The following is a 21,354-nucleotide window of genomic DNA, read 5'->3' on the forward strand; positions in this document are numbered from 1 at the left end:
GCCGGGCCGATCCGGGCCGATCCGGCGCTCCGGGGCGATCCGTCCGCCGGCCCGGGCTCAGCGCAGGACGTCCCGCCACGCGTCCGGGAGGGCGCCCGCCACCTCGTGGGCCGTCACGGGCGCCCCGGCCGCCGCCCGCCGCCCGGCCAGGCCGTGCAGGTACGCGGCCGCCGACCCGGCGTCCACCCCGCCCAGCCCGGCCGCCAGCAGCGACCCGGCGAGCCCCGACAGCACGTCGCCGCTCCCGGCGGTGGCCAGCCACGGGGTTCCGGTGGGGTTGACCCGTACCGGCGCGCCGGTGGCGGCCACCAGCGTCGTCGACCCCTTCAGCAGCACCGCCGCCCCGTACCGCCCGGCCAGGTCCCGTACGGCGGCCAGCCGGCCCGCCTCCACCGACGGCCGGTCCACCCCGAGCAGGGCCGCCGCCTCCCCCGCGTGCGGGGTCAGCAGGGTCGCCGCCCGGCGTCCGCGCACCACCGCGCCGTCCAGCCCGCGCAGCCCGTCCGCGTCCACCAGCACCGGCACGTCCGCGTCGGCCAGCGCCTCGGCGACCTCGTCGGCGCGGCCGTCGCCGATCCCCGGCCCGACCACCCACGCCTGTACCCGGCCGCGCCCGATCAGCGTCTCCGGGTACCGCGCCAGTACGGCCTCCGCGACCGCCCGGGGTCCCACGTACCGCACCGCGCCCGCCCCGCCGCGCAGCGCCCCCGCGACGGCCAGCACCGCCGCGCCCGGGTAGCGGTCGGAGCCGGCGACGATCCCGACCACGCCCCTGCGGTACTTGTCGCTCGACGCGGTCGGGGCCGGCAGCAGCCGCGCCACGTCGGCGTGCTGGAGGGCCTCCAGGTCGGGGGCGGGCAGCTCCAGCCCGATGTCCACGAGCCGTACGGCGCCCGCCTTCGACGCGCCCGGGTCGATCAGCAGCCCCGGCTTGTACGCCCCGAACGTCACCGTCACCCCGGCCGTGACGGCCGGCCCGGCCGTCTCCCCGGTGTCCGCGTCGACCCCGCTGGGCAGGTCCGCGGCGACCACGACCGCCCCCTCGGGGACCCGTTCGGCCAGCGCGGCGGCCGCCGGCCGCAGCCCGCCCCGCCCGCCGATCCCCAGCAGCCCGTCCACGACGAGGTCCGCCCGCGCCGGTACGGACTCCGCGAGCCGCCCCCCGGCGGCCGTCAGCGCGGCCAGCCCGCCCGGGTGCACCCGCTCCGGGTCCATCGGCACCGCCGTCACCCCGGCTCCGCGCCGGGCCAGGCGCGCCCCGGCGTACAGGGCGTCGCCGCCGTTGTCGCCGGGCCCGACCAGCAGGACGACCCGGGCCCCGTACACGCGGCCGCGGCGCCGGGTGAGCAGGCCCGCGCAGACGGCGGCGAGCCCGGCCGCCGCCCGGGCCATCAGGGTGCCTTCGGGCAGCCGGGCCATCAGCTCGCGTTCGGCGGCCCGTACGGTCTCCACGCTGTAAGCAGTACGCATGGCACCAGCCTGCCCCGTCACCCCTCGGCGATCACCACGGCGGACGCGACGCCGGCGTCGTGGCTCAGGGAAATGTGCCAGGACTTCACCCCGAGGGCCTCGGCGCGGGCGGCGACCGTCCCCGAGACCCGCAGCCGGGGCTGCCCGGTGTCCTCCACGTACACCTCCGCGTCGGTCCACAGCAGCCCGCCGGGCGCGCCGAGGGCCTTGGCGAGGGCCTCCTTGGCCGCGAACCGGGCGGCGAGCGAGGCGGTTCCGCGTCGCTCGCCGCTCGGCAGCGTCAGCTCGGAGTCGAGGAAGAGGCGCTGCGCCATGTTCGGCGTGCGCTCCAGCGCGGCGCCGAACCGCTCGATCTCGGCCACGTCAATCCCCACACCGACAATCACGACAACGAACCAGCCCTACTGATCGCTCACTCCACGGTCACCGACTTGGCGAGGTTACGCGGCTGGTCGACCTCGTTGCCGCGCGCCGTCGCCAGCTCGCAGGCGAAGACCTGGAGCGGCACCGTCGCCACGAGCGGCTGGAGGAGCGTGGGCGTGGCGGGGATGCGGATCAGGTGGTCGGCGTAGGGGACCACGGCTTCGTCGCCCTCCTCCGCGATCACGATGGTCCGGGCCCCGCGGGCCCGGATCTCCTGGATGTTCGACACGATCTTGTCGTGCAGGACCGAGCGTCCGCGCGGCGACGGCACGACGACGACCACCGGCAGGTCCTGTTCGATCAGCGCGATCGGCCCGTGCTTGAGCTCGCCCGCCGCGAAGCCCTCGGCGTGCATGTACGCCAGTTCCTTGAGCTTGAGCGCGCCCTCCAGCGCCACCGGGTAGCCGACGTGCCGGCCGAGGAAGAGCACGGTGTTCTTGTCGGCCAGGGACCGGGCGAGGGCCCGTACGGGCTCCATGGTCTCCAGGACGGTGTCCACCGCCGCGGCGATGTCCGACAGCTCGCGGATCACCGCGTCGATCTCGTCGCCCCACTTGGTGCCGCGGATCTGCCCGAGGTAGAGGGCGACGAGGTAGCAGGCCACCAGCTGCGTCAGGAACGCCTTGGTGGAGGCGACGGCCACCTCCGGGCCGGCGTGCGTGTACAGCACGGCGTCCGATTCGCGCGGGATCGTGGAGCCGTTCGTGTTGCAGACGGCCAGCACCCTGGCGCCCTGCTCGCGGGCGTGCCGCAGCGCCATCAGGGTGTCCATGGTCTCGCCGGACTGCGAGATCGCGATGACGAGCGTGCGCTGGTCCAGGATCGGGTCGCGGTAGCGGAACTCGCTGGCGAGTTCCGTCTCGCAGGGGATGCGGGTCCAGTGCTCGATGGCCAGCTTCGCGATCATGCCCGCGTGGTACGCCGTGCCGCAGGCCACGATCACGACCTTGTCGACCTCCCGCAGCACCGAGGCGGGGATGCGGACCTCGTCGAGGGTCAGCAGACCGCTCGCGTCGATGCGGCCGAGGAGGGTGTCGGCGACGGCCTTCGGCTGCTCGGCGATCTCCTTGAGCATGAAGTAGTCGTAGCCGCCCTTCTCGGCCGCGGAGGCGTCCCAGTCCACGTGGTACGCCCGCACGTCCGCGGGCGCGCCGGCGAAGTCGGTCACCGTGACCCCCTCACGGCGCAGTTCGACGACCTGGTCCTGGCCCAGCTCGATCGCGGAGCGGGTGTGGGCGATGAAGGCGGCCACGTCCGAGGCGAGGAAGTTCTCGCCCTCGCCGACGCCCACGACCAGGGGGGAGTTGCGGCGGGCGCCGACGACGACGTCCGGCTGGTCGGCGTGCACCGCGACCAGGGTGAAGGCACCCTGGAGCCGCCGGCAGACGCGCCGCATCGACTCGGCGAGGTCCGCGCAGGCGGCGAAGTTCTCGGCGAGCAGGTGCGCGACGACCTCGGTGTCCGTCTCGGACTCCAGCCGGTGCCCGCGCTCGGCGAGTTCGGCGCGGAGGTCGGCGAAGTTCTCGATGATGCCGTTGTGGACGACGGCCACCCGGCCGGAGTTGTCCAGATGGGGATGGGCGTTGACGTCGGTGGGCCCTCCGTGGGTGGCCCACCGGGTGTGCCCGAGGCCCGTGGAGCCGGCCGGCAGGGGCCTGCCGACCAGTTCCTTCTCCAGGTTGACCAGTTTGCCGGCCTTCTTGACGTTGGCGAGTTCCCCGTCGGCGAGCACGGCGACACCCGCCGAGTCGTAGCCGCGGTACTCCAGCCGCTTCAGTCCGGCGATGACCACATCGAGCGCCGATTGCGCTCCTACGTAACCCACAATTCCGCACATAGGCGGCAGCGTACGCCGATGTCGGCGCCGTGCCCCGTACCCGAACAGGACGAAAACCCCGCCCCGGCGAATCCACCGGAGCGGGGTTGACGACCCGTTCGAACACGTGCGCCCGACCGGGCGGCGGGCCTCAGCCCAGCTTCTTGACCTGCGCGTCGACGACGCTCTTCGGCAGTTCGGTCTTCAGGCCGTAGGTGTAGAAGGTGGCCAGGGAGTTGCCCTTGCGCACGATCACGAAGTGGGTGGTGGACTTCTCGCCGCCGTCCATGTCCATGTCCGCGGTGTAGGACACGGCCTCGTCGCCGCCGGTCACGGCCGCGCCCGGGGTGACGTTGTTGAACTTGACCTTCTCGCCCTCGGACGTGACCGTGTAGCCGGCCGCGCAGGCGGTGCCCGCGGCCTTGACGGCGGCGAAGGCCTCCGCGGCGCCCTTGCCGTCGTACGAGGCGACGGTCACCAGGGTCTGGGCCCCGCCCATGGCCATCAGACCGGCCTCGATCTTCTCCTCGGCGGAGGCGCTCGCGGGGAGCTCCTTGGGCTTGACCTTGGTGCCGGTGCGGCCGATGCCCGTGGCCGTACCGATCTTCGCGGTCGACTGGACCTGCACCAGCGGCTTGCAGGCGGCGTTGTCGGACTCGGCCGCGACCAGGGCGGCCTTGGCGGCGCCCTCGGGCTTGACCAGCTGGTCCGGGAGGTCCGCCTGGGTGACGACCAGGGCCGTCACCTCGGCGTCCGTCTTGCCCTTCGCGGCGGGCGCCTCCGAAGCCGCCGGGGCGGCGGCGCCGGCGGACGGCTTCGCGTCGTCCGCCTTCTTGTCGGCGTCGCCCGAACCGCAGGCGGTGGCCAGCAGGCTCAGGGACACCGCGGAAGCGGTCAGGACGGCACGACGGACGAGTGCGGTACGCACGATGGATCTCCCCCATGAGGCACGACGAGCGGCAGGGCAGCACGAGCGGCGCCCCGCCAGGCGGGACGCGCATCAGTGCTGCGGTGCCGATCAATCTACGGGCGCGAATCGATCAAGCGATCGAGATTCGGGGGTGCCCGGGAAATCGTGATCCTCACGAGACTTCACAGGACCCCGATCGATACCCGCTCGCGCACAACCCCTCCACAACCCGGCGAAACACTGTCTGACCTGCCCTGATCCGTCCCGCCCCGCACCACGTGACCGACCCCACCACCCACGACCGCCCCCGAGCCCCGACAATGGCCGTGTGATCACATCGCCGACGCGTTGCACGCCGGACCGCGCGACGGAGCGCACCGGCCCCCGCCGGGTCCCCGACGCCTCCCCCTACGTCGACCTCACCCGGGCCGAGTGGAGTGCCCTGCGCGAGCGCACGCCGCTGCCCCTCACCGCGGAGGAGGTGGAGAAGCTGCGCGGCCTGGGCGACGTCATCGACCTCGACGAGGTGCGCGACGTCTACCTGCCGCTCTCCCGGCTGCTGAACCTGTACGTCGGCGCCACCAGCAACCTCCGCGGCACCCTGAACACCTTCCTCGGCGACGCGGGCAACGGTCACGGCGCCCAGCAGGGCACCCCGTTCGTCATAGGCGTGGCCGGGTCGGTCGCCGTCGGCAAGTCCACCGTGGCCCGTCTGCTCCAGGCCCTGCTGGCCCGCTGGCCGGAGCACCCGCGGGTGGAGCTGGTCACCACGGACGGGTTCCTGTACCCGATGAAGGAGCTCCAGCGGCGCGGCCTGACCTCCCGCAAGGGCTTCCCGGAGTCCTACGACCGCCGTGCGCTCACCCGCTTCGTCGCCGACATCAAGGCGGGCAAGGACGAGGTCACGGCCCCCGTCTACTCCCACCTGATCTACGACATCGTCCCGGGCGAGCAGCTCGTCGTGCGCCGCCCCGACATCCTCATCGTCGAAGGGCTGAACGTCCTCCAGCCGGCCCTGCCCGGCAAGGACGGCCGGACCCGCGTCGGTCTCGCCGACTACTTCGACTTCAGCGTGTACGTGGACGCCCGCCCCGAGGACATCGAGCGCTGGTACCTGGGCCGCTTCCGCAAGCTGCGCGCGACCGCCTTCCAGAACCCGTTCTCGTACTTCCGCAAGTACACGCAGGTCTCCGAGGAGGAGGCGCTGGAGTACGCGCAGACGATGTGGCGGACCGTCAACAAGCCCAACCTGCTGGAGAACGTGGCCCCCACCCGCGGCCGCGCCACCCTCGTCGTGCGCAAGGGACCGGACCACAAGGTGCAGAAGCTGAGCCTGCGCAAGCTGTAGGGCGGCGCGCTAGGGTGCGGGCATGCTGCACCTGCGGATGATCACCCCGCCCGACCGGACGGAGGAGGTGGTGGCGGTCGTCGAGAAGACGGTCGGCACCACGCATCTGGCCGTGCTCAAGGGCGCGGCCCGCGTCCCCCCGGGCGACCTCGTGCTGTGTGACGTCGCGCGCGAGGCCGGGGACGAGCTGATCCGGGAGCTGCAGGCGCTGGGGATCGACGAGGACGGCTCGATCGCCGTCGAGAACATCGACCTGTCGCTGTCGCGGCGGGCCGATTCCGCCGAGGAGGAGGCTCCCGGCGAGGGGGCCGACGCGGTGCTGTGGAAGCAGCTGACCGAGGCCACCCACGAGGAGTCCACGCTCTCCATCACCTACTGCGCGTTCATGATCCTCGCGACCATGATCGCGGCCTGTGGCGTGGTGCTCGACAACGCGATCCTGATCGTGGGCGCGATGGCGGTCGGACCGGAGTTCGGGCCGCTCGCCGGGGTCTGCGTCGGGGTCGTGCAGCGGGAGCCGCGGCTCGCACTGCGTTCCCTCGGGGCCCTGCTGATCGGTTTCGCCGCGGCGATGGCGGCGACGACCGTCTTCAGCCTCTTCATGGACGCGATCGGGCAGTTCGAGCCGGGCGCGCTCGACAGACCGCGTCCGAACACCGGCTTCATCTGGCAGCCGGACTCGTTCTCGTTCGTGGTCTCGCTGCTGGCGGGCGTGGCCGGGGTGCTCTCCCTGACCTCCGCGAAGTCCGGGGCGCTGGTCGGCGTGGCGATCTCCGTGACCACCGTCCCGGCCGCCGCGAACGCCGCCGTGGCACTCGGCTACGGGGAGTTCGCCCAGATGTGGGGCTCGGCGGAGCAGCTCCTGCTGAACCTGGGCGGGATCATGCTGGCCGGCATCGTGACCCTGTACGGGCAGAAAGCGCTGTGGCGGACCCAGCGGGGGCGCTGGATCCGCCGGGCCGGGAGCGGAGCCCCCGGCCGCTGAACCACGCGGCAGGACTAGCCGAGCGCCGATTTCACGACGTCCGCGAGCCGCCCGGCGACCGCGCGGGCCTGCTCGATGTCGGCGGCCTCCACCATCACCCGTACGAGCGGCTCCGTACCGGACGGACGCAGCAGCACCCGGCCGGTGACGCCCAGCTCGCGCTCGGCGTCGGCGACGGCCGCGGCCAGCTCGCCCGAGGTCGCGACGCGGGACTTGTCCACGTCGGGCACGTTGATCAGGATCTGCGGCAGCCGCTGCATCACCCCGGCGAGCTCGCCCAGGGACCGGCCGGTGGCCGCGACCCGCGCCGCGAGCAGCAGACCGGTCAGGGTGCCGTCGCCGGTCGTCGCGTGGTCGAGGATGATCACGTGGCCGGACTGCTCGCCGCCCAGCGCGTAGCCGTTCTCCTTCATCGACTCCAGCACGTAGCGGTCGCCGACCCCGGTCTGCACGACCTGGATGCCCTCGGCCTCCATCGCCAGCTTGAAGCCCAGGTTCGACATGACGGTGCCGACCACGGTGTTCTCGCGCAGCTGGCCCGCCTCGCGCATGGCCAGGGCCAGCACCGCGAGGATCTGGTCTCCGTCGACCTCGGCGCCGGTGGCGTCCACCGCCAGGCAGCGGTCGGCGTCACCGTCGTGGGCGATGCCGAAGTCGGCCCCGTGCTCGACGACGGCCTGCTTCAGCAGGCCGAGGTGGGTGGAGCCGCAGCCGTCGTTGATGTTCAGCCCGTCGGGCTCGGCGCCGATCGTGACGATCTCCGCACCCGCCCGGGTGAAGGCCTCGGGGGAGACGAACGCCGCCGCGCCGTGCGCCTCGTCGAGGACGACCTTGAGGCCTTCGAGACGGTTGGGCAGGACGCCGATGAGGTGGGCGACGTACTTGTCGAAGCCCTCGGTGTAGTCGGAGACCCGGCCGACGCCGGAACCGGTGGGCCGGTCCCAGGGAGCGCCCGTGCGGTGCTCCTCGTAGACGGACTCGATCCGGTCCTCCAGGTCGTCGGCGAGCTTGTGCCCGCCGCGCGCGAAGAACTTGATGCCGTTGTCCGGCATCGCGTTGTGGCTGGCGGAGAGCATCACGCCGAGGTCGGCGCCCAGCGCACCGGTGAGATACGCCACCGCCGGGGTGGGCAGCACACCGACGCGCAGGACGTCCACGCCGGCACTCGCGAGGCCCGCGACGACCGCGGCCTCCAGGAACTCGCCCGACGCACGCGGATCGCGGCCGACGACCGCGGTGGCCCGGTGGCCCGCGAAGGTGCCCGCCTCGGCCAGTACGTGTGCGGCCGCCACGGAGAGGCCGAGCGCGAGCTCAGCCGTCAGATCCGCGTTGGCGACGCCTCGTACACCGTCCGTCCCGAAGAGTCGTCCCACTGTTGTCCTCCCGAGTTCACGCTTCGCTTGTGACCGCTAGTGACATCTATTTGCCGCTTATGGCGGTAAACGAACCGCCCCGGCAGCACAGAGAGTGCTGCCGGGGCGGTTTCGTTGCAGAACAGCAGGCGCAGATTAACGCTTGCTGTACTGCGGAGCCTTACGGGCCTTCTTGAGACCGGCCTTCTTGCGCTCGACCGCACGGTCGTCGCGGGAGAGGAAGCCGGCCTTCTTCAGCGCCGGGCGGTTGTTGTCGACGTCCGCCTCGTTCAGCGCACGGGCGACACCGAGGCGCAGGGCACCGGCCTGGCCGGAGACGCCGCCACCCGAGATGCGGGCGATGACGTCGTAGCGGCCGTCAAGCTCCAGGAGCTTGAAGGGCTCGTTGACTTCCTGCTGGTGCACCTTGTTGGGGAAGTAGTCCTCAAGGGTGCGACCGTTGATCTTCCACTTGCCGGTGCCCGGAACGATCCGGACGCGGGCGATGGCGTTCTTGCGACGGCCCAGGCCGGCGGCCGGCTGGGGGTCACCGAAGCGACCGGCAAGCGACTCGGAGGTGTAGTCGCCCTCGGGCGCAACCTCGGACTCGGTGGTGTACTCCTCGACGCCCTCGAACTCTTCGACGGGGGTCTCGGCGGTGGTCTCGGCCACGATGCTCCTCAGAATTTTCTACGTCTTAGGGGGTGGCCGGAACTACTGCGCGACCTGGGTGATCTCGAACGGCACCGGCTGCTGGGCAGCGTGGGGGTGCTGGTCGCCCGAGTAGACCTTCAGCTTCGAGAGCATCTGACGGCCCAGGGTGTTCTTGGGGAGCATGCCCTTGATGGCCTTCTCGACGGCCTTCTCCGGGTTGTTCGCCAGGAGGTCGTCGTAGCGCACCGAACGGAGACCGCCCGGGTAACCCGAGTGGCGGTACGCCATCTTCTGGGTCGCCTTGTTGCCGGACAGGTGAACCTTGTCGGCGTTGACGATGATGACGAAGTCGCCCATGTCCATGTGGGGGGCGTAGGTCGGCTTGTGCTTACCCCGCAGGAGGGCAGCGGCCTGGGTCGCCAGACGGCCGAGGACAACGTCCTGGGCGTCGATGACGAGCCACTGGCGCGAGATGTCGCCGGGCTTGGGGCTGAACGTACGCACGCGTATGCCTTCGCTTCTTCAGTGGTGGTATCCCAAGGGCGCAAGCCCCACGGGAAGGTCCTGACAGGGTCACCACGGACGATCACGACAGCCCTCGTTCACAGCGGGGACGCAACCCGCGCGAACTGCTGGTCATCGGTCCGGTGGACCGGCGCAAGGCCTTTCACGTGAGAATGAGAAAGCCAATACGCATAACAAACCAGCAGGATACCCAGCAGACCCGTACGGGTCAAAACGCGGTCCGCGATGCCGATTCTGCTGGCGTCGCGGCGCACTCCGGTTCGGTCCTGGGTGGGGACCCCGCAGTTGTTACGGGGTCCAGAGTAACCCCACCGGAGCGCAACGCACGACGCGCCAGCAGAACCGCGAGCCCGCACAGGGTGGCGCAGTCCCTGAAGGCGCGCCGCTTCCGGGCCAGCTCCGAGGGCCACGGGACCAGCCCCGACTGGGGCACCAGGGCCAGCCAGAACCAGGGAGAGCGGGGCATCGACCCCGGCCGCACCCCCGACGCGAGCAGCAGCGGGAGCACCACCAGCAGGTAGTGGTCGAAGGACGGACGGGAGACCAGGAATGCGGCGAGCATCACCATGCAGGACGTCTCCACCAGCCGCAGCTCCCCCGCGTCCTCGTCGGGCCGCCGCCACCGCGTCCACGCCGCCCACAGCCCGCCCGCCGCCCCCGCGAAGGCCAGCAGCACCGCCACCTGCGTCGGCACCCCCAGCCGCGGCAGCACCGCGATCGGGGAGGCGTCCCACGGCAGCGCGTAGGAGTCCTGCCCCTGGAAGAGGAAGGGCAGCGTCTTGGTGAAGAACAGCGTCGGGCTCGGCATCAGCAGCGCCCCCGCCAGCGACATCCCCACCGGCACCAGCACCGCCACCGCCAGTCCCCGCCACTGCCGGGCCAGGACGAAGAGCAGCCCGACCGGCACCAGCATCGGCTTGCAGGCGATCGCCAGCCCCACCACCAGCCCGGCCGCCCCCCAGGAGCGCCGGTGCGCCAGCAGCAGCGCCACGGGCAGGGCGGCCGCGGAGATCGCCGTCCAGTTCCCGATCAGCACGACGTTCAGGTACGGCTTGTAGAGCAGCGCGAACAGCCCGAAGCCGCCCACCGCCAGCCGGGACCGCAGCGGCACCGCGAACAGCCGCAACGCGGCCGCCCACCCGACCGCGACCAGCCCCGAGATCCCCGCCGGCAGCAGCCAGCGCAGCACCTCCCGCGGCACCAGCGCCTCCGGCACGGCCATGATCACGGCACTCGGCAGGTACAGGAAGCGCTTGTCCTCGTACGGGGAGACGCCGTCCAGCAGGGCCTCGGCCGCCTTGACGACGAAGGCGTTGTCGGAGCCCCAGTTCGACCGCAGGCTCGTCGACACCGACACGGTCAGGACGACCGCGAGGGAGACCGCCCAGAGCGACCGGGGCGCCGGCTTCAGCAGCCAGGCGGTCCGCCGCTCCCCGGCCGACGGACGGTCCCACCTCATGAGCCAGATGCTAGGCCGCAGCCCCACAACGCCTCCCCCTCGGCCGCGAAGGAGGTGGTCGCCCCCTAGCGCTTGCGCTCGACCCTACGTTCGTCCCAGACGGGTTCCTGAGTCTCCCGCACAACACCGTCCGAACCGAAGACCAGGTAACGGTCAAATGTGCGCGCGAACCAGCGGTCGTGGGTGACGCAGAGCACGGTGCCGTCGTAGGACTCCAGCCCGTCCTGCAAGGCCTCCGCCGATTCCAGGTCGAGGTTGTCCGTCGGCTCGTCCAGCAGCAGCGCCGTGGTTCCGGCCAGCTCCAGCAGCAGGATCTGGAAACGTGCCTGCTGACCGCCCGAGAGCTTCTCGAAGGGCTGGTCCCCCTGCCGCTCCAGCTCGTAGCGGCGCAGCGCGCCCATCGCCGCGCCGAGCGGCTTCGCCGCCTCCGTCCACAGGATGTCGACGAGCGTGCGGCCGAACAGCTCCGGGTGGGCGTGGGTCTGCGCGAAGTGCCCGGGCAGCACCCGAGCGCCCAGCTTCCACTCGCCCGTGTGCTTGACGTCCTCGCCCGCCAGCAGCCGCAGGAAGTGCGACTTGCCGGAACCGTTCGAACCGAGCACCGCGACCCGCTCCCCGTAGAAGACCTCCAGCGAGAACGGCTTCATCAGGCCGGTCAGCTCCAGGTTCTCCACGGTCAGCGCGCGCACGCCCGTACGCCCGCCCTTGAGCCGCATCCGGATGTCCTGCTCACGCGGCGGCTCCGGCGGCGGCCCGGCCTCCTCGAACTTCTGGAAGCGGGTCTGCATCGCCCGGTACCGCGAGGCCATGTCGGGGCTGCTCGCGGCCTGGTTGCGCAGCCGCAGCACCAGGGCCTTCAGCCGGGCGTGCTCCTCGTCCCAGCGCCGCTTGAGCTCCTCGAAGCGCGCGAAGCGCTCCTTGCGGGCCTCGTGGTAGGTGGCGAAACCGGCACCGTGCACCCACACGTCGCTGCCGGTCGGGCTCGCCTCCAGGCTGATGATCTTCTCGGCGGCCTGGGTGAGCAGCTCCCGGTCGTGCGACACGAAGAGCACGGTCTTGCGGGTCGCCGCCAGCTGCTCCTCCAGCCACCGCTTGCCGGGGACGTCCAGGTAGTTGTCCGGCTCGTCGAGCAGCAGCACCTCGTCCGGCCCGCGCAGCAGCGCCTCCAGGACGAGCCGCTTCTGCTCACCGCCCGACAGCGTGCGCACCTCGCGGTACTGGGCACTGTCGTACGGGATGGCCAGGGCGGCCATGGTGCAGACGTCCCACAGGGTCTCCGCCTCGTACCCCTGGACGTCGGCCCAGTCGCTCAGCGCCTGCGCGTACGCCATCTGCGCGGCCTCGTCGTCGACGGTGAGGATGAGGTGCTCGGCCCGGTCGACGGCCTTGGCGGCCTCCCGGATCCGCGGCTGGGACACCGACACCAGCAGGTCCCGTACGGTCGTCTCGTCCCGGACCGAGCCCACGAACTGCGACATCACGCCGAGGCCGCCGCTGATGGCGACGCCGCCGCCGTGCGGCTGGAGCTCGCCGGAGATCAGCTTGAGCAGGGTGGTCTTGCCGGCCCCGTTCGCCCCCACCAGGGCGACCACCGAGCCCTCCCCCACGCGGAAGGAGACGTCGGGGAGCAGGACCCGCCCGTCGGGAAGGTAGTACTCCAGGTGGCTGGCTTCGAGATGTCCCATGCCGGGCATTGTCCCGGTCCCCCGGCGATCCGCCCAAACGGATAAGCGGCCCCTCAGCAGCAGCCGGCTCCCGGCAGGGTGCGTACGTTGCGCGCTTCCTTGCTGCGGGCGGCCAGCAGCTCGTCGGCGGGGTAGCCGACCTCCTCCAGGGTGAGCCCGTGCGGCTTCACCACGTGCACCGAGGAGTCCCGTACGCCGGCGGCCAGGATCCGGCCGGGCCACTCGACGGGCCGGTGCCCGTCGCCGACGTGCAGCAGGGCGCCCACGAGGGAGCGCACCATGTTGTGGCAGAAGGCGTCGGCGCGGACGGTCGCGGTGACGATGCCGTCCTCGGCCCGCTCCCAGCTGAGCTGCTGGAGCGTACGGATGGTCGTGGCGCCCTCGCGCTTCTTGCAGTACGCGGCGAAGTCGTGCTCGCCGAGCAGCGCGGCGGCGGCCTCGTTCATGGCGTCCACGTCGAGCGGCCACTGGTGCCACAGGACGTGCCCGCGGCGCAGCGGGTCCACGCCGGCCTGGTGGTCCCCGACGCGGTAGGCGTAGCGGCGCCAGATCGCCGAGAAGCGCGCGTTGAAGCCCTCGGGGGCCTCGGCGGCCCGCCAGACCCGTACGTCGTGCGGGAGGCGTCCGGCGAGGCGGCGCAGCAGCTTGTCGTGGTGCTCGGCCCACACCTCCTCGGCGAGGTCGAACTGCGCGACCTGCCCGCGGGCGTGCACCCCGGCGTCCGTGCGTCCGGCGACGGTCAGCTCGACCGGGTCCGGGAGCCGCATCACGGTCTGCAGGGCGGACTCCAGCTCGCCCTGCACGGTCCGCAGCACGCGCTGCTTCGCCCAGCCGGAGAAGTCCTTGCCGTCGTACGACAGGTCCAGCCGCACCCGGACGTGCCCGGGCTCCACCTCGTCACTCACGTGACCGATCCTCTCAGGGGTTCCAGGGCTGCGTTCCCGGGCTGTGTTCCCGGGAGAAAGCGGGAACGGGCCCGCCCCGGGAAGGGGGCGGGCCCGTTCAGAGCCGTTCGGCGTGATCCCGGAGGGGATCAGGCCTCCTTGGTCTCCTCGGCGGCGGGAGCCTCGGCGGCCTCCGCCTCCTTCACGGCGCGCTTGGTGGCGGCCTCGGCCTCACCAGTGGCCTGCTGGGCGACCGTCAGGGCCTCGACCAGCTCGATGACCGCCATCGGGGCGTTGTCGCCACGACGGTTGCCGATCTTGGTGATGCGCGTGTAACCACCGGGGCGGTTCTCGTAGCGCGGGGCGATCTCGGTGAACAGCGTGTGCACGATGCTCTTGTCCGTGATCGTCTGCAGCACCAGGCGACGGTTGTGGATGTCGCCCTTCTTGGCCTTGGTGACCAGACGCTCGGCGTAGGGACGCAGGCGACGGGCCTTGGCCTCGGTGGTGGTGATGCGGCCGTGCTCGAAGAGCGACTTCGCGAGGTTCGCGAGGAGGTGCTTCTCGTGCGCGGCGCTGCCGCCCAGACGGGCACCCTTTGCGGGACGCGGCATGGTGTTACTCCTTCATATCTGCACCGGCCGTGTCAGGTACCGGTGTCAGTTCCCCCGAGGCGGACGCCGCGGGAAAGTCTGTGCTGCGAGCCGAGGCTCAGTACTGCTCGGTCTCGACGAAACCGGCGTCCGCGTCGTCGTCGGCGCCGAAGGCGTCGGCGGCGGCGGTCGGGTCGAATCCGGGCGGGCTGTCCTTGAGCGCCAGGCCCATGCCGGCCAGCTTCGCCTTGACCTCGTCGATCGACTTCGCACCGAAGTTGCGGATGTCGAGCAGGTCGGCCTCGGAACGCGCCACGAGCTCACCCACGGAGTGGATGCCCTCGCGCTTGAGGCAGTTGTAGGAGCGGACCGTGAGCTCCAGCTCCTCGATCGGCAGCGCCAGGTCGGCGGCCAGGGCCGCGTCCGTCGGCGAGGGGCCCATGTCGATGCCCTCGGCGTCGATGTTGAGCTCGCGGGCCAGACCGAACAGCTCGACCAGGGTCTTGCCGGCGGACGCCATGGCGTCGCGCGGGCGCATGGCCTGCTTGGTCTCGACGTCGACGATCAGCTTGTCGAAGTCGGTGCGCTGCTCGACTCGGGTCGCCTCGACCTTGTAGGTGACCTTGAGGACCGGGCTGTAGATCGAGTCGATCGGGATGCGGCCGATCTCCTGGCCCAGCTGCTTGTTCTGGACGGCGGAGACGTAGCCGCGGCCGCGCTCGACGGTCAGCTCCATCTCCAGCTTGCCCTTGCCGTTGAGCGTGGCGAGGACCAGGTCCGGGTTGTGCACCTCGACACCGGCCGGGGGCGCGATGTCGGCGGCGGTGACCAGGCCGGGACCCTGCTTGCGCAGGTACATCACGACCGGCTCGTCGTGCTCCGAGGAGACGACCAGCTGCTTGATGTTGAGGATGATGTCGGTGACGTCTTCCTTGACACCCGGCACGGTGGTGAACTCGTGCAGCACGCCGTCCACGCGGATGCTGGTGACGGCGGCACCCGGGATCGAGGAGAGCAGGGTGCGGCGCAGGGAGTTGCCGAGGGTGTAGCCGAAGCCCGGCTCCAGCGGCTCGATCACGAACCGCGAGCGGTACTCGTCGACGACCTCTTCGGTCAGCGAAGGACGCTGAGCGATAAGCATGTCTGTGTTCCTTCATTCGTGGACGCCCACTATTTGACGCCCGACGGGTGCAGCGTGGTGCTGCGGACTACAAGGGTACGGGCGGCACGTCCCCCGCGAGGGGTTCGTACCGCCCGGACACTCAAAGACGCACAGGTGCGTCCGCTGCGTCAGACGCGGCGGCGCTTCGGCGGACGGCAGCCGTTGTGCGGGGTGGGGGTGACGTCCTGGATCGAGCCGACCTCGAGGCCGGTGGCCTGGAGGGAGCGGATCGCGGTCTCACGGCCGGAGCCGGGACCCTTGACGAAGACGTCGACCTTGCGCATGCCGTGCTCCTGCGCGCGACGGGCGGCCGACTCGGCGGCCATCTGCGCGGCGAAGGGGGTGGACTTGCGCGAGCCCTTGAAGCCGACGTGGCCGGCGGAGGCCCAGGAGATCACGTTGCCCGCGGGGTCCGTGATCGAGACGATCGTGTTGTTGAACGTGCTCTTGATGTGGGCGTGCCCGTGAGCGACGTTCTTCTTTTCCTTGCGGCGCACCTTCTTGGCAGCGCCCTGACGACCCTTGGGGGGCATCTATTTCTCCTACGGGAGGTGGTCGGTCCTACAGCGCAAGACCGCTGAACAGGACTACTTCTTGCCCGGCTTCTTCTTACCGGCGATCGCGCGACGCGGACCCTTGCGGGTACGGGCGTTCGTGCTGGTGCGCTGACCGTGCACCGGGAGGCCGCGACGGTGGCGGATACCCTGGTAGCACTGGATCTCGACCTTGCGGCGGATGTCGGCCTGGATCTCGCGGCGGAGGTCACCCTCGGTGCGGAGGTTGGCGTCCACGTACTCGCGGATCTTGACCAGGTCCTCTTCGGCCAGGTCACGAACGCGGGTGTCGGGGTTCACGCCCGTGGCCGCAAGGATCTCCTTGGACCGGGTGCGACCGACACCGAAGACGTAGGTGAGTGCGATCTCCACGCGCTTTTCGCGCGGGATGTCAACACCGGAAACGCGTGCCATTCAATGGCTCCTGTGTGTTCGGGGGTCTTCAGCAGAACCGACCCCGACCGCCGACCACCCTGAGTGGGTGAGTGGTACGTCCGGGTCCCCGGCCCCCGCCGGAGGTACCGCCGGCCCCTCGCAGGGCTGGGCGGGTTCTGCGTATGTACGTTTTCTTACGTCGCGCGAAGAACTGCGGAAGGCAGGTCGGTCGGCGTGCGTCAGCCCTGGCGCTGCTTGTGGCGCAGGTTGTCGCAGATGACCATGACCCGACCGTGACGGCGGATCACCTTGCACTTGTCGCAGATCTTCTTGACGCTCGGCTTGACCTTCATGTTGGTGAGGTTCTCCGGGTCAGTGCCACCACCCGCGCCGGGACAAGACGCCCAGACGGGAGTGAAGACAAGATCTACTTGTATCGGTAGACGATCCGGCCACGCGTGAGGTCGTACGGAGACAGCTCCACGACGACCCGGTCATCAGGGAGGATGCGGATGTAGTGCATGCGCATCTTGCCGCTGATGTGCGCGAGGACCTTGTGACCGTTCTGGAGTTCCACCTTGAACATCGCGTTCGGGAGGGACTCGATCACGGTGCCCTCGATTTCGATGGCACCTTGCTTCTTGGCCACGCTTCGCCTTTCGAATCGGCTACCTTGATCGGCCTCGCGCCCCATGCAGGCATGGAAGTGCACGAGAGCCGACGAGTCAGTCTACGTCAGGGCACCCAGAAAGACGAATCCGGAAAGTTTGCCCCAGAGTGTAGATCATTACGCCAGGGGGTCCGGAGCCGTGGTGACCCCGTACTCCGCCAGCTTCGCCTTGCCGCAGTCCGGGCTGGTCAGGACGATGGGGCCGGCCTCGGTCAGCGCGATGGAGTGCTCCCAGTGCGAGGACCAGGTGCCGTCCGTCGTGATGACCGTCCAGTCGTCGGCCAGGACCTCCGTCTGGGCGGTGCCCAGGGAGACCATGGGCTCGATCGCCAGGCACAGGCCCGGGACGAGCTTGATGCCCTTGCCCCGCTTGCGCGAGACGTAGTTCAGCAGGTGCGGGTCCATGTGCATCTCGGAACCGATGCCGTGGCCGCCGTAGTCCTCGATGATCCCGAACTTGCCGAGGCTGTGCTCACCCGTCGTGGGACGCGGCTGGCGCTTGATGTACGTCTCGATCGCCTTCGAGATGTCGACCAGGCGGTTGCCGAGCTTCATCGCCGCGATGCCGGCCCACATCGACTCCTCGGTGACCCGGGAGAGCTCGACCAGCTCCGGTGCGTGCCCGGTGCCCACGAAGGCCGTGTAGGCCGCGTCACCGTGCCAGCCGTCCACGATGGCACCGGCGTCGATGGAGATGATGTCGCCGTCCTTGAGGACCGTCTTGTCGTCCGGGATGCCGTGGACGACGACCTCGTTCACGGAGGTGCAGATCGTCGCGGGGAAACCGCCGTAGCCGAGGAAGTTCGACTTGGCTCCGGCGTCCGCGATGACCTTGCGCGCCACCATGTCCAGATCCCGCGTGGTGGAGCCCGGCACCGCGGCCTCACGGGTCGCCGCGTGGATCGCGGCGACGACCAGCCCTGCCTCGCGCATCTTCGCGATCTGCTCGGGGGTCTTGATCTGAACCATGAACGGGCCTTCCACCTTCGAAACCGGGTCTTCTCAACAGTACGGCCGCGATGCCCAGGGGACACCGCGGCCGTACCCGCACTACGAACAGCAGGGGACTACTTCTTGAGGGCTTCCATCGCGCGCTTCGTGACGTCGGCGACCTCACCGAGGGCCGAGATCGTCACCAGCAGGCCCTGGGCCTTGTAGTAGTCGATGATCGGCTCGGTCTGCGTGTGGTAGACCTCCAGCCGGTTGCGCACCGTGGCCTCGGAGTCGTCCCCGCGCTGGTACAGCTCGCCCCCGCAGGTGTCGCAGACACCCTCGGTCTTCGGCGGGGCGTACAGCACGTGGAAGACGTGCGCCGAGTCGTTGCGGCAGGTCCGGCGGCCGGCGATGCGCTTGACGACCTCGTCCTCCTCGACCTCCAGGTCGAGGACGGCGTCCAGCTTCATGCCCGCGGACGTCAGCATGGCGTCGAGCGCCTGCGCCTGGGAGACGTTGCGCGGGAAGCCGTCGAGCAGGAAGCCGTTCGCGGCGTCCGGCTGCTCCATGCGGTCCTTGGCCATGCCGATGGTGATCTCGTCGGGGACGAGGTCACCGGCGTCCATGAACGCCTTCGCACGCCGGCCGAGGTCGGTGCCCTGGCTGATGTTGGCCCGGAACAGGTCGCCCGTGGAGATGTGCGGGATGGACAGGTTCTTGGCAAGGAACGCGGCCTGCGTGCCCTTGCCCGCACCGGGCGGTCCGACGAGGACGATTCGCATCAGCGGAGGAACCCTTCGTAATTGCGCTGCTGGAGCTGGCTCTCGATCTGCTTCACGGTTTCCAGACCCACACCCACGATGATGAGGATGCTCGTCCCGCCGAACGGGAAGTTCTGGTTCGCCCCGAAGCCCGCCAACGCCATTGTCGGCACGAGAGCGATCAGACCCAGGTACAGCGAGCCGGGCCAGGTGATCCGGTTGAGTACGTAGCTCAGGTACTCGGCGGTAGGCCGGCCGGCGCGGATGCCCGGGATGAAGCCACCATACTTCTTCATGTTGTCGGCAACTTCCTCGGGGTTGAACGAGATCGCCACGTAGAAGAACGCGAAGAAGACGATCAGGAGGAAGTAGACGGCGATGTAGTACGGGTGGTCGCCCTTGACGAAGTGCTTCTGGATCCAGGTCGCCCAGCCCGCGGTCGAGCCGCTGAACTGCACGATCAGGGCCGGGATGTACAGCAGCGACGAGGCGAAGATGACCGGGATGACACCGGCCTGGTTCACCTTGAGCGGGATGTAGGTAGAGGTACCGCCGTAGGCACGGCGGCCGATCATGCGCTTCGCGTACTGCACCGGGATGCGGCGCTGCGCCTGCTCGACGAAGACCACCAGGGCCACCATGGCGAGACCGACGAGGATGACCACGCCGAACTCGACCCAGCCTCCAGCGATCTTGCCCTGGAGCTTGATGGTCCACAGGGAACCGACGAAGCCGGCGGCGATCGAGATGAACATCAGGATCGACATGCCGTTGCCGATGCCGCGGTCGGTGATGAGCTCACCGAGCCACATGACGACACAAGTACCGGCGGTCATGGTCAGCACCATGACGACTGTGGTGAAGATCGACCGGTCCGGGACGATCTCACGAGCGACCGGGCAGGCCCCGAAGAGGGCACCCGTGCGGGCGGTGGCGACGAGACCGGTGCCCTGCAGGATCGCGAGTGCGACCGTCAAATAGCGCGTGTACTGAGTGATCTTCGCCGTGCCGGACTGACCCTCTTTTTTGAGGTTCTCCAGCTTCGGGATGACCACGGTCAGCAGCTGCAGGATGATGCTCGCCGTGATGTAGGGCATGATGCCGAGCGCGAAGATCGTGATCTGCAGCAGCGCACCGCCGCTGAACATGTTGACCAGACCGAAGAGGCTGTTGCTGCCATTCCCCATCTGGTCGAGACAGATCTGAACGTTCTTGTAGCTCACGCCGGGTACCGGGATGTGGGACCCGAGCCGATACAGCACGATGATGCCGAGCGTGAAGAGCAGCTTCTTGCGCAGGTCGGGCGTCTTGAACGCCCGGGCGAACGCGGTGAGCACGGTGCCTCCTGCGACCCCCGCGCTACTGCGTCAGAGGTGACGGTCTGAGGGATCGACGAATACGTACAAGCAAAGGTGCAGGCCACCTTACCGGCGACTGCGCCCCCCGTGGAACGACCAACCGGGGATGCCCCATATGTGAGGCATCCCCGGTCGGGTTTCTAGCTATTTGTCACTGAGTTTCGTCTTAGACGAGCTCGGTGACGGTGCCGCCGGCAGCGGCAATCTTCTCCTTGGCGGAGGCGGAAACGGCGTCAACCGAAACCTGCAGCGCCACGGAGAGCTCGCCCTGGCCCAGGACCTTGACGAGGCTGTTCTTGCGAACCGCGCCCTTGGCGACCAGGTCGGCCACCGTGACTTCTCCACCCTCGGGGTAGAGAGCGCCGAGCTTGTCCAGGTTCACGACCTGGAACTCGGTGCGGAACGGGTTCTTGAAGCCCTTGAGCTTCGGCAGGCGCATGTGGAGGGGCATCTGCCCACCCTCGAAGCGCTGCGGGATCTGGTAACGGGCCTTCTGGCCCTTCGTACCACGACCGGCCGTCTTACCCTTCGACGCCTCACCACGACCGACACGGGTCTTCGCGGTCTTGGCACCGGGGGCGGGACGGAGGTTGTGGGCCTTCAGCGGGCTGCTCTCAGCCATGTTAGTCAACCTCCTCAACCGTCACGAGGTGGCGGACGGTCTGCACCATGCCGCGGAACTCGGGGCGGTCCTCCTTGACGACGACGTCGTTCAGGCGCTTGAGCCCGAGCGAACGCAGCGTGTCGCGGTGGTTCTGCTTGCTGCCGATGTACGACTTCGTCTGCGTGATCTTGAGGCGGGCCATCAGACACCCGCCCCGGCACGTGCACGAAGGAGAGCCGCGGGGGCGACGTCCTCGAGGGGCAGACCACGGCGAGCCGCGATCTCCTCGGGACGCTGCAGGCCCTTGAGGGCCGCCACGGTCGCGTGCACGATGTTGATCGCGTTCGAAGAGCCGAGCGACTTCGACAGGATGTCGTGAACGCCGGCGCACTCCAGAACGGCGCGCACCGGACCACCGGCGATAACACCGGTACCGGGGGAAGCCGGCTTCAGGAGCACGACGCCCGCGGCACGCTCGCCCGTGATCGGGTGAGGGATGGTGCCCTGGATGCGCGGAACCTTGAAGAAGTTCTTCTTGGCTTCCTCGACACCCTTGGCGATGGCCGCGGGAACTTCCTTGGCCTTGCCGTAACCGACACCTACGGTGCCGTCACCGTCGCCCACCACGACCAGCGCGGTGAAGCTGAAGCGGCGACCACCCTTGACAACCTTGGCGACGCGGTTGATCGCGACAACGCGCTCAACGTAAGCGGTCTTCTCGGCGGCAGGGCCACCGTCGCGACCCTTCCGGTCCCGCCGCTCGCCGCCACCGGCACCGCTTCCGCGGCGCTGGGGTCCAGCCATTGGATTACCTCTCTCTGTTACGTCCGTGA

At 69.9% G+C, this 21,354-nt stretch carries 24 protein-coding genes; 2 read left to right on the forward strand and 22 right to left on the reverse strand.

Annotated features, from left to right (window positions below; all coding sequences use genetic code 11):
* Nucleotides 1-57 precede the first annotated feature (57 nt).
* From AC07B0_RS10055 to AC07B0_RS10070, 4 genes are all read right to left on the reverse strand, one after another.
* Nucleotides 58-1,470, reverse strand: a complete 1,413-nt coding sequence (locus tag AC07B0_RS10055) for an NAD(P)H-hydrate dehydratase (protein ID WP_478897532.1) — start codon at nucleotides 1,468-1,470, stop codon at nucleotides 58-60.
* 17 nt (nucleotides 1,471-1,487) lie between these two features.
* Nucleotides 1,488-1,856 carry a holo-ACP synthase gene (locus AC07B0_RS10060; RefSeq protein ID WP_356870978.1) on the reverse strand — a complete coding sequence of 123 codons (369 nt, stop codon included), beginning with the start codon at nucleotides 1,854-1,856 and terminating at the stop codon, nucleotides 1,488-1,490.
* Nucleotides 1,857-1,882: 26 nt separating this feature from the next.
* Complete coding sequence (glmS, locus tag AC07B0_RS10065) at nucleotides 1,883-3,730, reverse strand: glutamine--fructose-6-phosphate transaminase (isomerizing) (RefSeq protein WP_356870980.1); 1,848 nt, start codon at nucleotides 3,728-3,730, stop codon at nucleotides 1,883-1,885.
* 130 nt (nucleotides 3,731-3,860) lie between these two features.
* Nucleotides 3,861-4,637, reverse strand: a complete 777-nt coding sequence (locus tag AC07B0_RS10070; protein ID WP_469376388.1) for a hypothetical protein — start codon at nucleotides 4,635-4,637, stop codon at nucleotides 3,861-3,863.
* 310 nt (nucleotides 4,638-4,947) lie between these two features.
* On the opposite strand from AC07B0_RS10070, the gene coaA reads away from it, so the two are divergent.
* A complete protein-coding gene (gene coaA / locus AC07B0_RS10075) occupies nucleotides 4,948-5,967 on the forward strand; it encodes a type I pantothenate kinase (protein WP_356870984.1) in 1,020 nt (339 codons plus the stop codon).
* Nucleotides 5,968-5,989: 22 nt separating this feature from the next.
* A complete protein-coding gene (locus AC07B0_RS10080; RefSeq protein WP_478897534.1) occupies nucleotides 5,990-6,952 on the forward strand; it encodes a DUF389 domain-containing protein in 963 nt (320 codons plus the stop codon).
* 14 nt (nucleotides 6,953-6,966) lie between these two features.
* Here AC07B0_RS10080 and glmM read toward each other — a convergent pair whose 3' ends face one another.
* The 18 genes from glmM to rpsE form a co-directional block, all read right to left on the reverse strand.
* Entirely contained in the window at nucleotides 6,967-8,325 is a 1,359-nt protein-coding gene (gene glmM, locus AC07B0_RS10085; protein ID WP_356870988.1) for a phosphoglucosamine mutase, read from the reverse strand.
* Nucleotides 8,326-8,460: 135 nt separating this feature from the next.
* A complete protein-coding gene (rpsI, locus tag AC07B0_RS10090) occupies nucleotides 8,461-8,976 on the reverse strand; it encodes a 30S ribosomal protein S9 (protein ID WP_356870990.1) in 516 nt (171 codons plus the stop codon).
* A 42-nt stretch (nucleotides 8,977-9,018) separates the two neighbouring features.
* Nucleotides 9,019-9,462 carry a 50S ribosomal protein L13 gene (gene rplM, locus AC07B0_RS10095; RefSeq protein ID WP_073912858.1) on the reverse strand — a complete coding sequence of 148 codons (444 nt, stop codon included), beginning with the start codon at nucleotides 9,460-9,462 and terminating at the stop codon, nucleotides 9,019-9,021.
* A 229-nt stretch (nucleotides 9,463-9,691) separates the two neighbouring features.
* Nucleotides 9,692-10,942: a glycosyltransferase family 87 protein gene (locus AC07B0_RS10100; RefSeq protein ID WP_356870992.1), complete on the reverse strand. Its 1,251-nt coding sequence runs from the start codon at nucleotides 10,940-10,942 to the stop codon at nucleotides 9,692-9,694.
* A 65-nt stretch (nucleotides 10,943-11,007) separates the two neighbouring features.
* Nucleotides 11,008-12,636, reverse strand: a complete 1,629-nt coding sequence (locus AC07B0_RS10105) for an ABC-F family ATP-binding cassette domain-containing protein (protein WP_356870994.1) — start codon at nucleotides 12,634-12,636, stop codon at nucleotides 11,008-11,010.
* Nucleotides 12,637-12,680: 44 nt separating this feature from the next.
* On the reverse strand, nucleotides 12,681-13,532 hold the full coding sequence (truA, locus tag AC07B0_RS10110) for a tRNA pseudouridine(38-40) synthase TruA (RefSeq protein WP_356870996.1): 852 nt from the start codon (nucleotides 13,530-13,532) through the stop codon (nucleotides 12,681-12,683).
* A gap of 128 nt (nucleotides 13,533-13,660) precedes the next feature.
* Complete coding sequence (rplQ, locus tag AC07B0_RS10115) at nucleotides 13,661-14,125, reverse strand: 50S ribosomal protein L17 (protein WP_250751467.1); 465 nt, start codon at nucleotides 14,123-14,125, stop codon at nucleotides 13,661-13,663.
* Between the two features lie 97 nt (nucleotides 14,126-14,222).
* Nucleotides 14,223-15,245, reverse strand: coding sequence for a DNA-directed RNA polymerase subunit alpha (locus AC07B0_RS10120; protein ID WP_008739666.1), 1,023 nt, complete (start codon nucleotides 15,243-15,245; stop codon nucleotides 14,223-14,225).
* Between the two features lie 149 nt (nucleotides 15,246-15,394).
* A complete protein-coding gene (rpsK, locus tag AC07B0_RS10125) occupies nucleotides 15,395-15,799 on the reverse strand; it encodes a 30S ribosomal protein S11 (RefSeq protein ID WP_006376016.1) in 405 nt (134 codons plus the stop codon).
* A 54-nt stretch (nucleotides 15,800-15,853) separates the two neighbouring features.
* The gene (gene rpsM / locus AC07B0_RS10130; RefSeq protein WP_008739674.1) at nucleotides 15,854-16,234 is read right to left on the reverse strand and encodes a 30S ribosomal protein S13; all 381 of its coding nucleotides are present in this window, start codon (nucleotides 16,232-16,234) and stop codon (nucleotides 15,854-15,856) included.
* 200 nt (nucleotides 16,235-16,434) lie between these two features.
* Nucleotides 16,435-16,548, reverse strand: coding sequence for a 50S ribosomal protein L36 (rpmJ, locus tag AC07B0_RS10135; RefSeq protein ID WP_003956441.1), 114 nt, complete (start codon nucleotides 16,546-16,548; stop codon nucleotides 16,435-16,437).
* Between the two features lie 74 nt (nucleotides 16,549-16,622).
* On the reverse strand, nucleotides 16,623-16,844 hold the full coding sequence (gene infA, locus AC07B0_RS10140) for a translation initiation factor IF-1 (protein ID WP_003956442.1): 222 nt from the start codon (nucleotides 16,842-16,844) through the stop codon (nucleotides 16,623-16,625).
* 138 nt (nucleotides 16,845-16,982) lie between these two features.
* Nucleotides 16,983-17,834, reverse strand: a complete 852-nt coding sequence (gene map, locus AC07B0_RS10145; protein ID WP_356870999.1) for a type I methionyl aminopeptidase — start codon at nucleotides 17,832-17,834, stop codon at nucleotides 16,983-16,985.
* Between the two features lie 98 nt (nucleotides 17,835-17,932).
* Nucleotides 17,933-18,580 (reverse strand): adenylate kinase, encoded by a 648-nt coding sequence (locus AC07B0_RS10150; RefSeq protein ID WP_356871001.1) that lies wholly within the window; start codon nucleotides 18,578-18,580, stop codon nucleotides 17,933-17,935.
* Nucleotides 18,580-19,896: a preprotein translocase subunit SecY gene (gene secY / locus AC07B0_RS10155; RefSeq protein ID WP_356871003.1), complete on the reverse strand. Its 1,317-nt coding sequence runs from the start codon at nucleotides 19,894-19,896 to the stop codon at nucleotides 18,580-18,582. The genes AC07B0_RS10150 and secY overlap by 1 nt, the downstream gene beginning before the upstream one ends.
* A 187-nt stretch (nucleotides 19,897-20,083) precedes the next feature.
* The gene (rplO, locus tag AC07B0_RS10160) at nucleotides 20,084-20,539 is read right to left on the reverse strand and encodes a 50S ribosomal protein L15 (protein WP_356871005.1); all 456 of its coding nucleotides are present in this window, start codon (nucleotides 20,537-20,539) and stop codon (nucleotides 20,084-20,086) included.
* Between the two features lies 1 nt (nucleotide 20,540).
* Entirely contained in the window at nucleotides 20,541-20,723 is a 183-nt protein-coding gene (rpmD, locus tag AC07B0_RS10165) for a 50S ribosomal protein L30 (protein ID WP_053682614.1), read from the reverse strand.
* On the reverse strand, nucleotides 20,723-21,325 hold the full coding sequence (rpsE, locus tag AC07B0_RS10170; protein WP_267033226.1) for a 30S ribosomal protein S5: 603 nt from the start codon (nucleotides 21,323-21,325) through the stop codon (nucleotides 20,723-20,725). Before rpsE ends, rpmD begins: the two co-directional genes overlap by 1 nt.
* Between the last annotated feature and the right edge of the window lie 29 nt (nucleotides 21,326-21,354).

Source organism: Streptomyces sp. NPDC044704, from assembly GCF_056433525.1.

What these genes read in the sequence shown, in the direction of transcription:
- AC07B0_RS10055 (WP_478897532.1), bottom strand. Translation starts at nt 1,470, where the DNA reads ATGCGTACTGCTTACAGCGTGGAGACCGTACGGGCCGCCGAACGCGAG.
- rpsK (WP_006376016.1), bottom strand. Translation starts at nt 15,799, where the DNA reads ATGCCCCCCAAGGGTCGTCAGGGCGCTGCCAAGAAGGTGCGCCGCAAG.
- AC07B0_RS10080 (WP_478897534.1), top strand. Translation starts at nt 5,990, where the DNA reads ATGCTGCACCTGCGGATGATCACCCCGCCCGACCGGACGGAGGAGGTG.
- AC07B0_RS10105 (WP_356870994.1), bottom strand. Translation starts at nt 12,636, where the DNA reads ATGCCCGGCATGGGACATCTCGAAGCCAGCCACCTGGAGTACTACCTT.
- rplQ (WP_250751467.1), bottom strand. Translation starts at nt 14,125, where the DNA reads ATGCCGCGTCCCGCAAAGGGTGCCCGTCTGGGCGGCAGCGCCGCGCAC.
- glmS (WP_356870980.1), bottom strand. Translation starts at nt 3,730, where the DNA reads ATGTGCGGAATTGTGGGTTACGTAGGAGCGCAATCGGCGCTCGATGTG.
- rplO (WP_356871005.1), bottom strand. Translation starts at nt 20,539, where the DNA reads ATGGCTGAGAGCAGCCCGCTGAAGGCCCACAACCTCCGTCCCGCCCCC.
- rpsE (WP_267033226.1), bottom strand. Translation starts at nt 21,325, where the DNA reads ATGGCTGGACCCCAGCGCCGCGGAAGCGGTGCCGGTGGCGGCGAGCGG.
- rpsM (WP_008739674.1), bottom strand. Translation starts at nt 16,234, where the DNA reads ATGGCACGCGTTTCCGGTGTTGACATCCCGCGCGAAAAGCGCGTGGAG.
- AC07B0_RS10150 (WP_356871001.1), bottom strand. Translation starts at nt 18,580, where the DNA reads ATGCGAATCGTCCTCGTCGGACCGCCCGGTGCGGGCAAGGGCACGCAG.
- map (WP_356870999.1), bottom strand. Translation starts at nt 17,834, where the DNA reads ATGGTTCAGATCAAGACCCCCGAGCAGATCGCGAAGATGCGCGAGGCA.
- rpmJ (WP_003956441.1), bottom strand. Translation starts at nt 16,548, where the DNA reads ATGAAGGTCAAGCCGAGCGTCAAGAAGATCTGCGACAAGTGCAAGGTG.
- AC07B0_RS10120 (WP_008739666.1), bottom strand. Translation starts at nt 15,245, where the DNA reads ATGCTTATCGCTCAGCGTCCTTCGCTGACCGAAGAGGTCGTCGACGAG.
- rpmD (WP_053682614.1), bottom strand. Translation starts at nt 20,723, where the DNA reads ATGGCCCGCCTCAAGATCACGCAGACGAAGTCGTACATCGGCAGCAAG.
- AC07B0_RS10100 (WP_356870992.1), bottom strand. Translation starts at nt 10,942, where the DNA reads ATGAGGTGGGACCGTCCGTCGGCCGGGGAGCGGCGGACCGCCTGGCTG.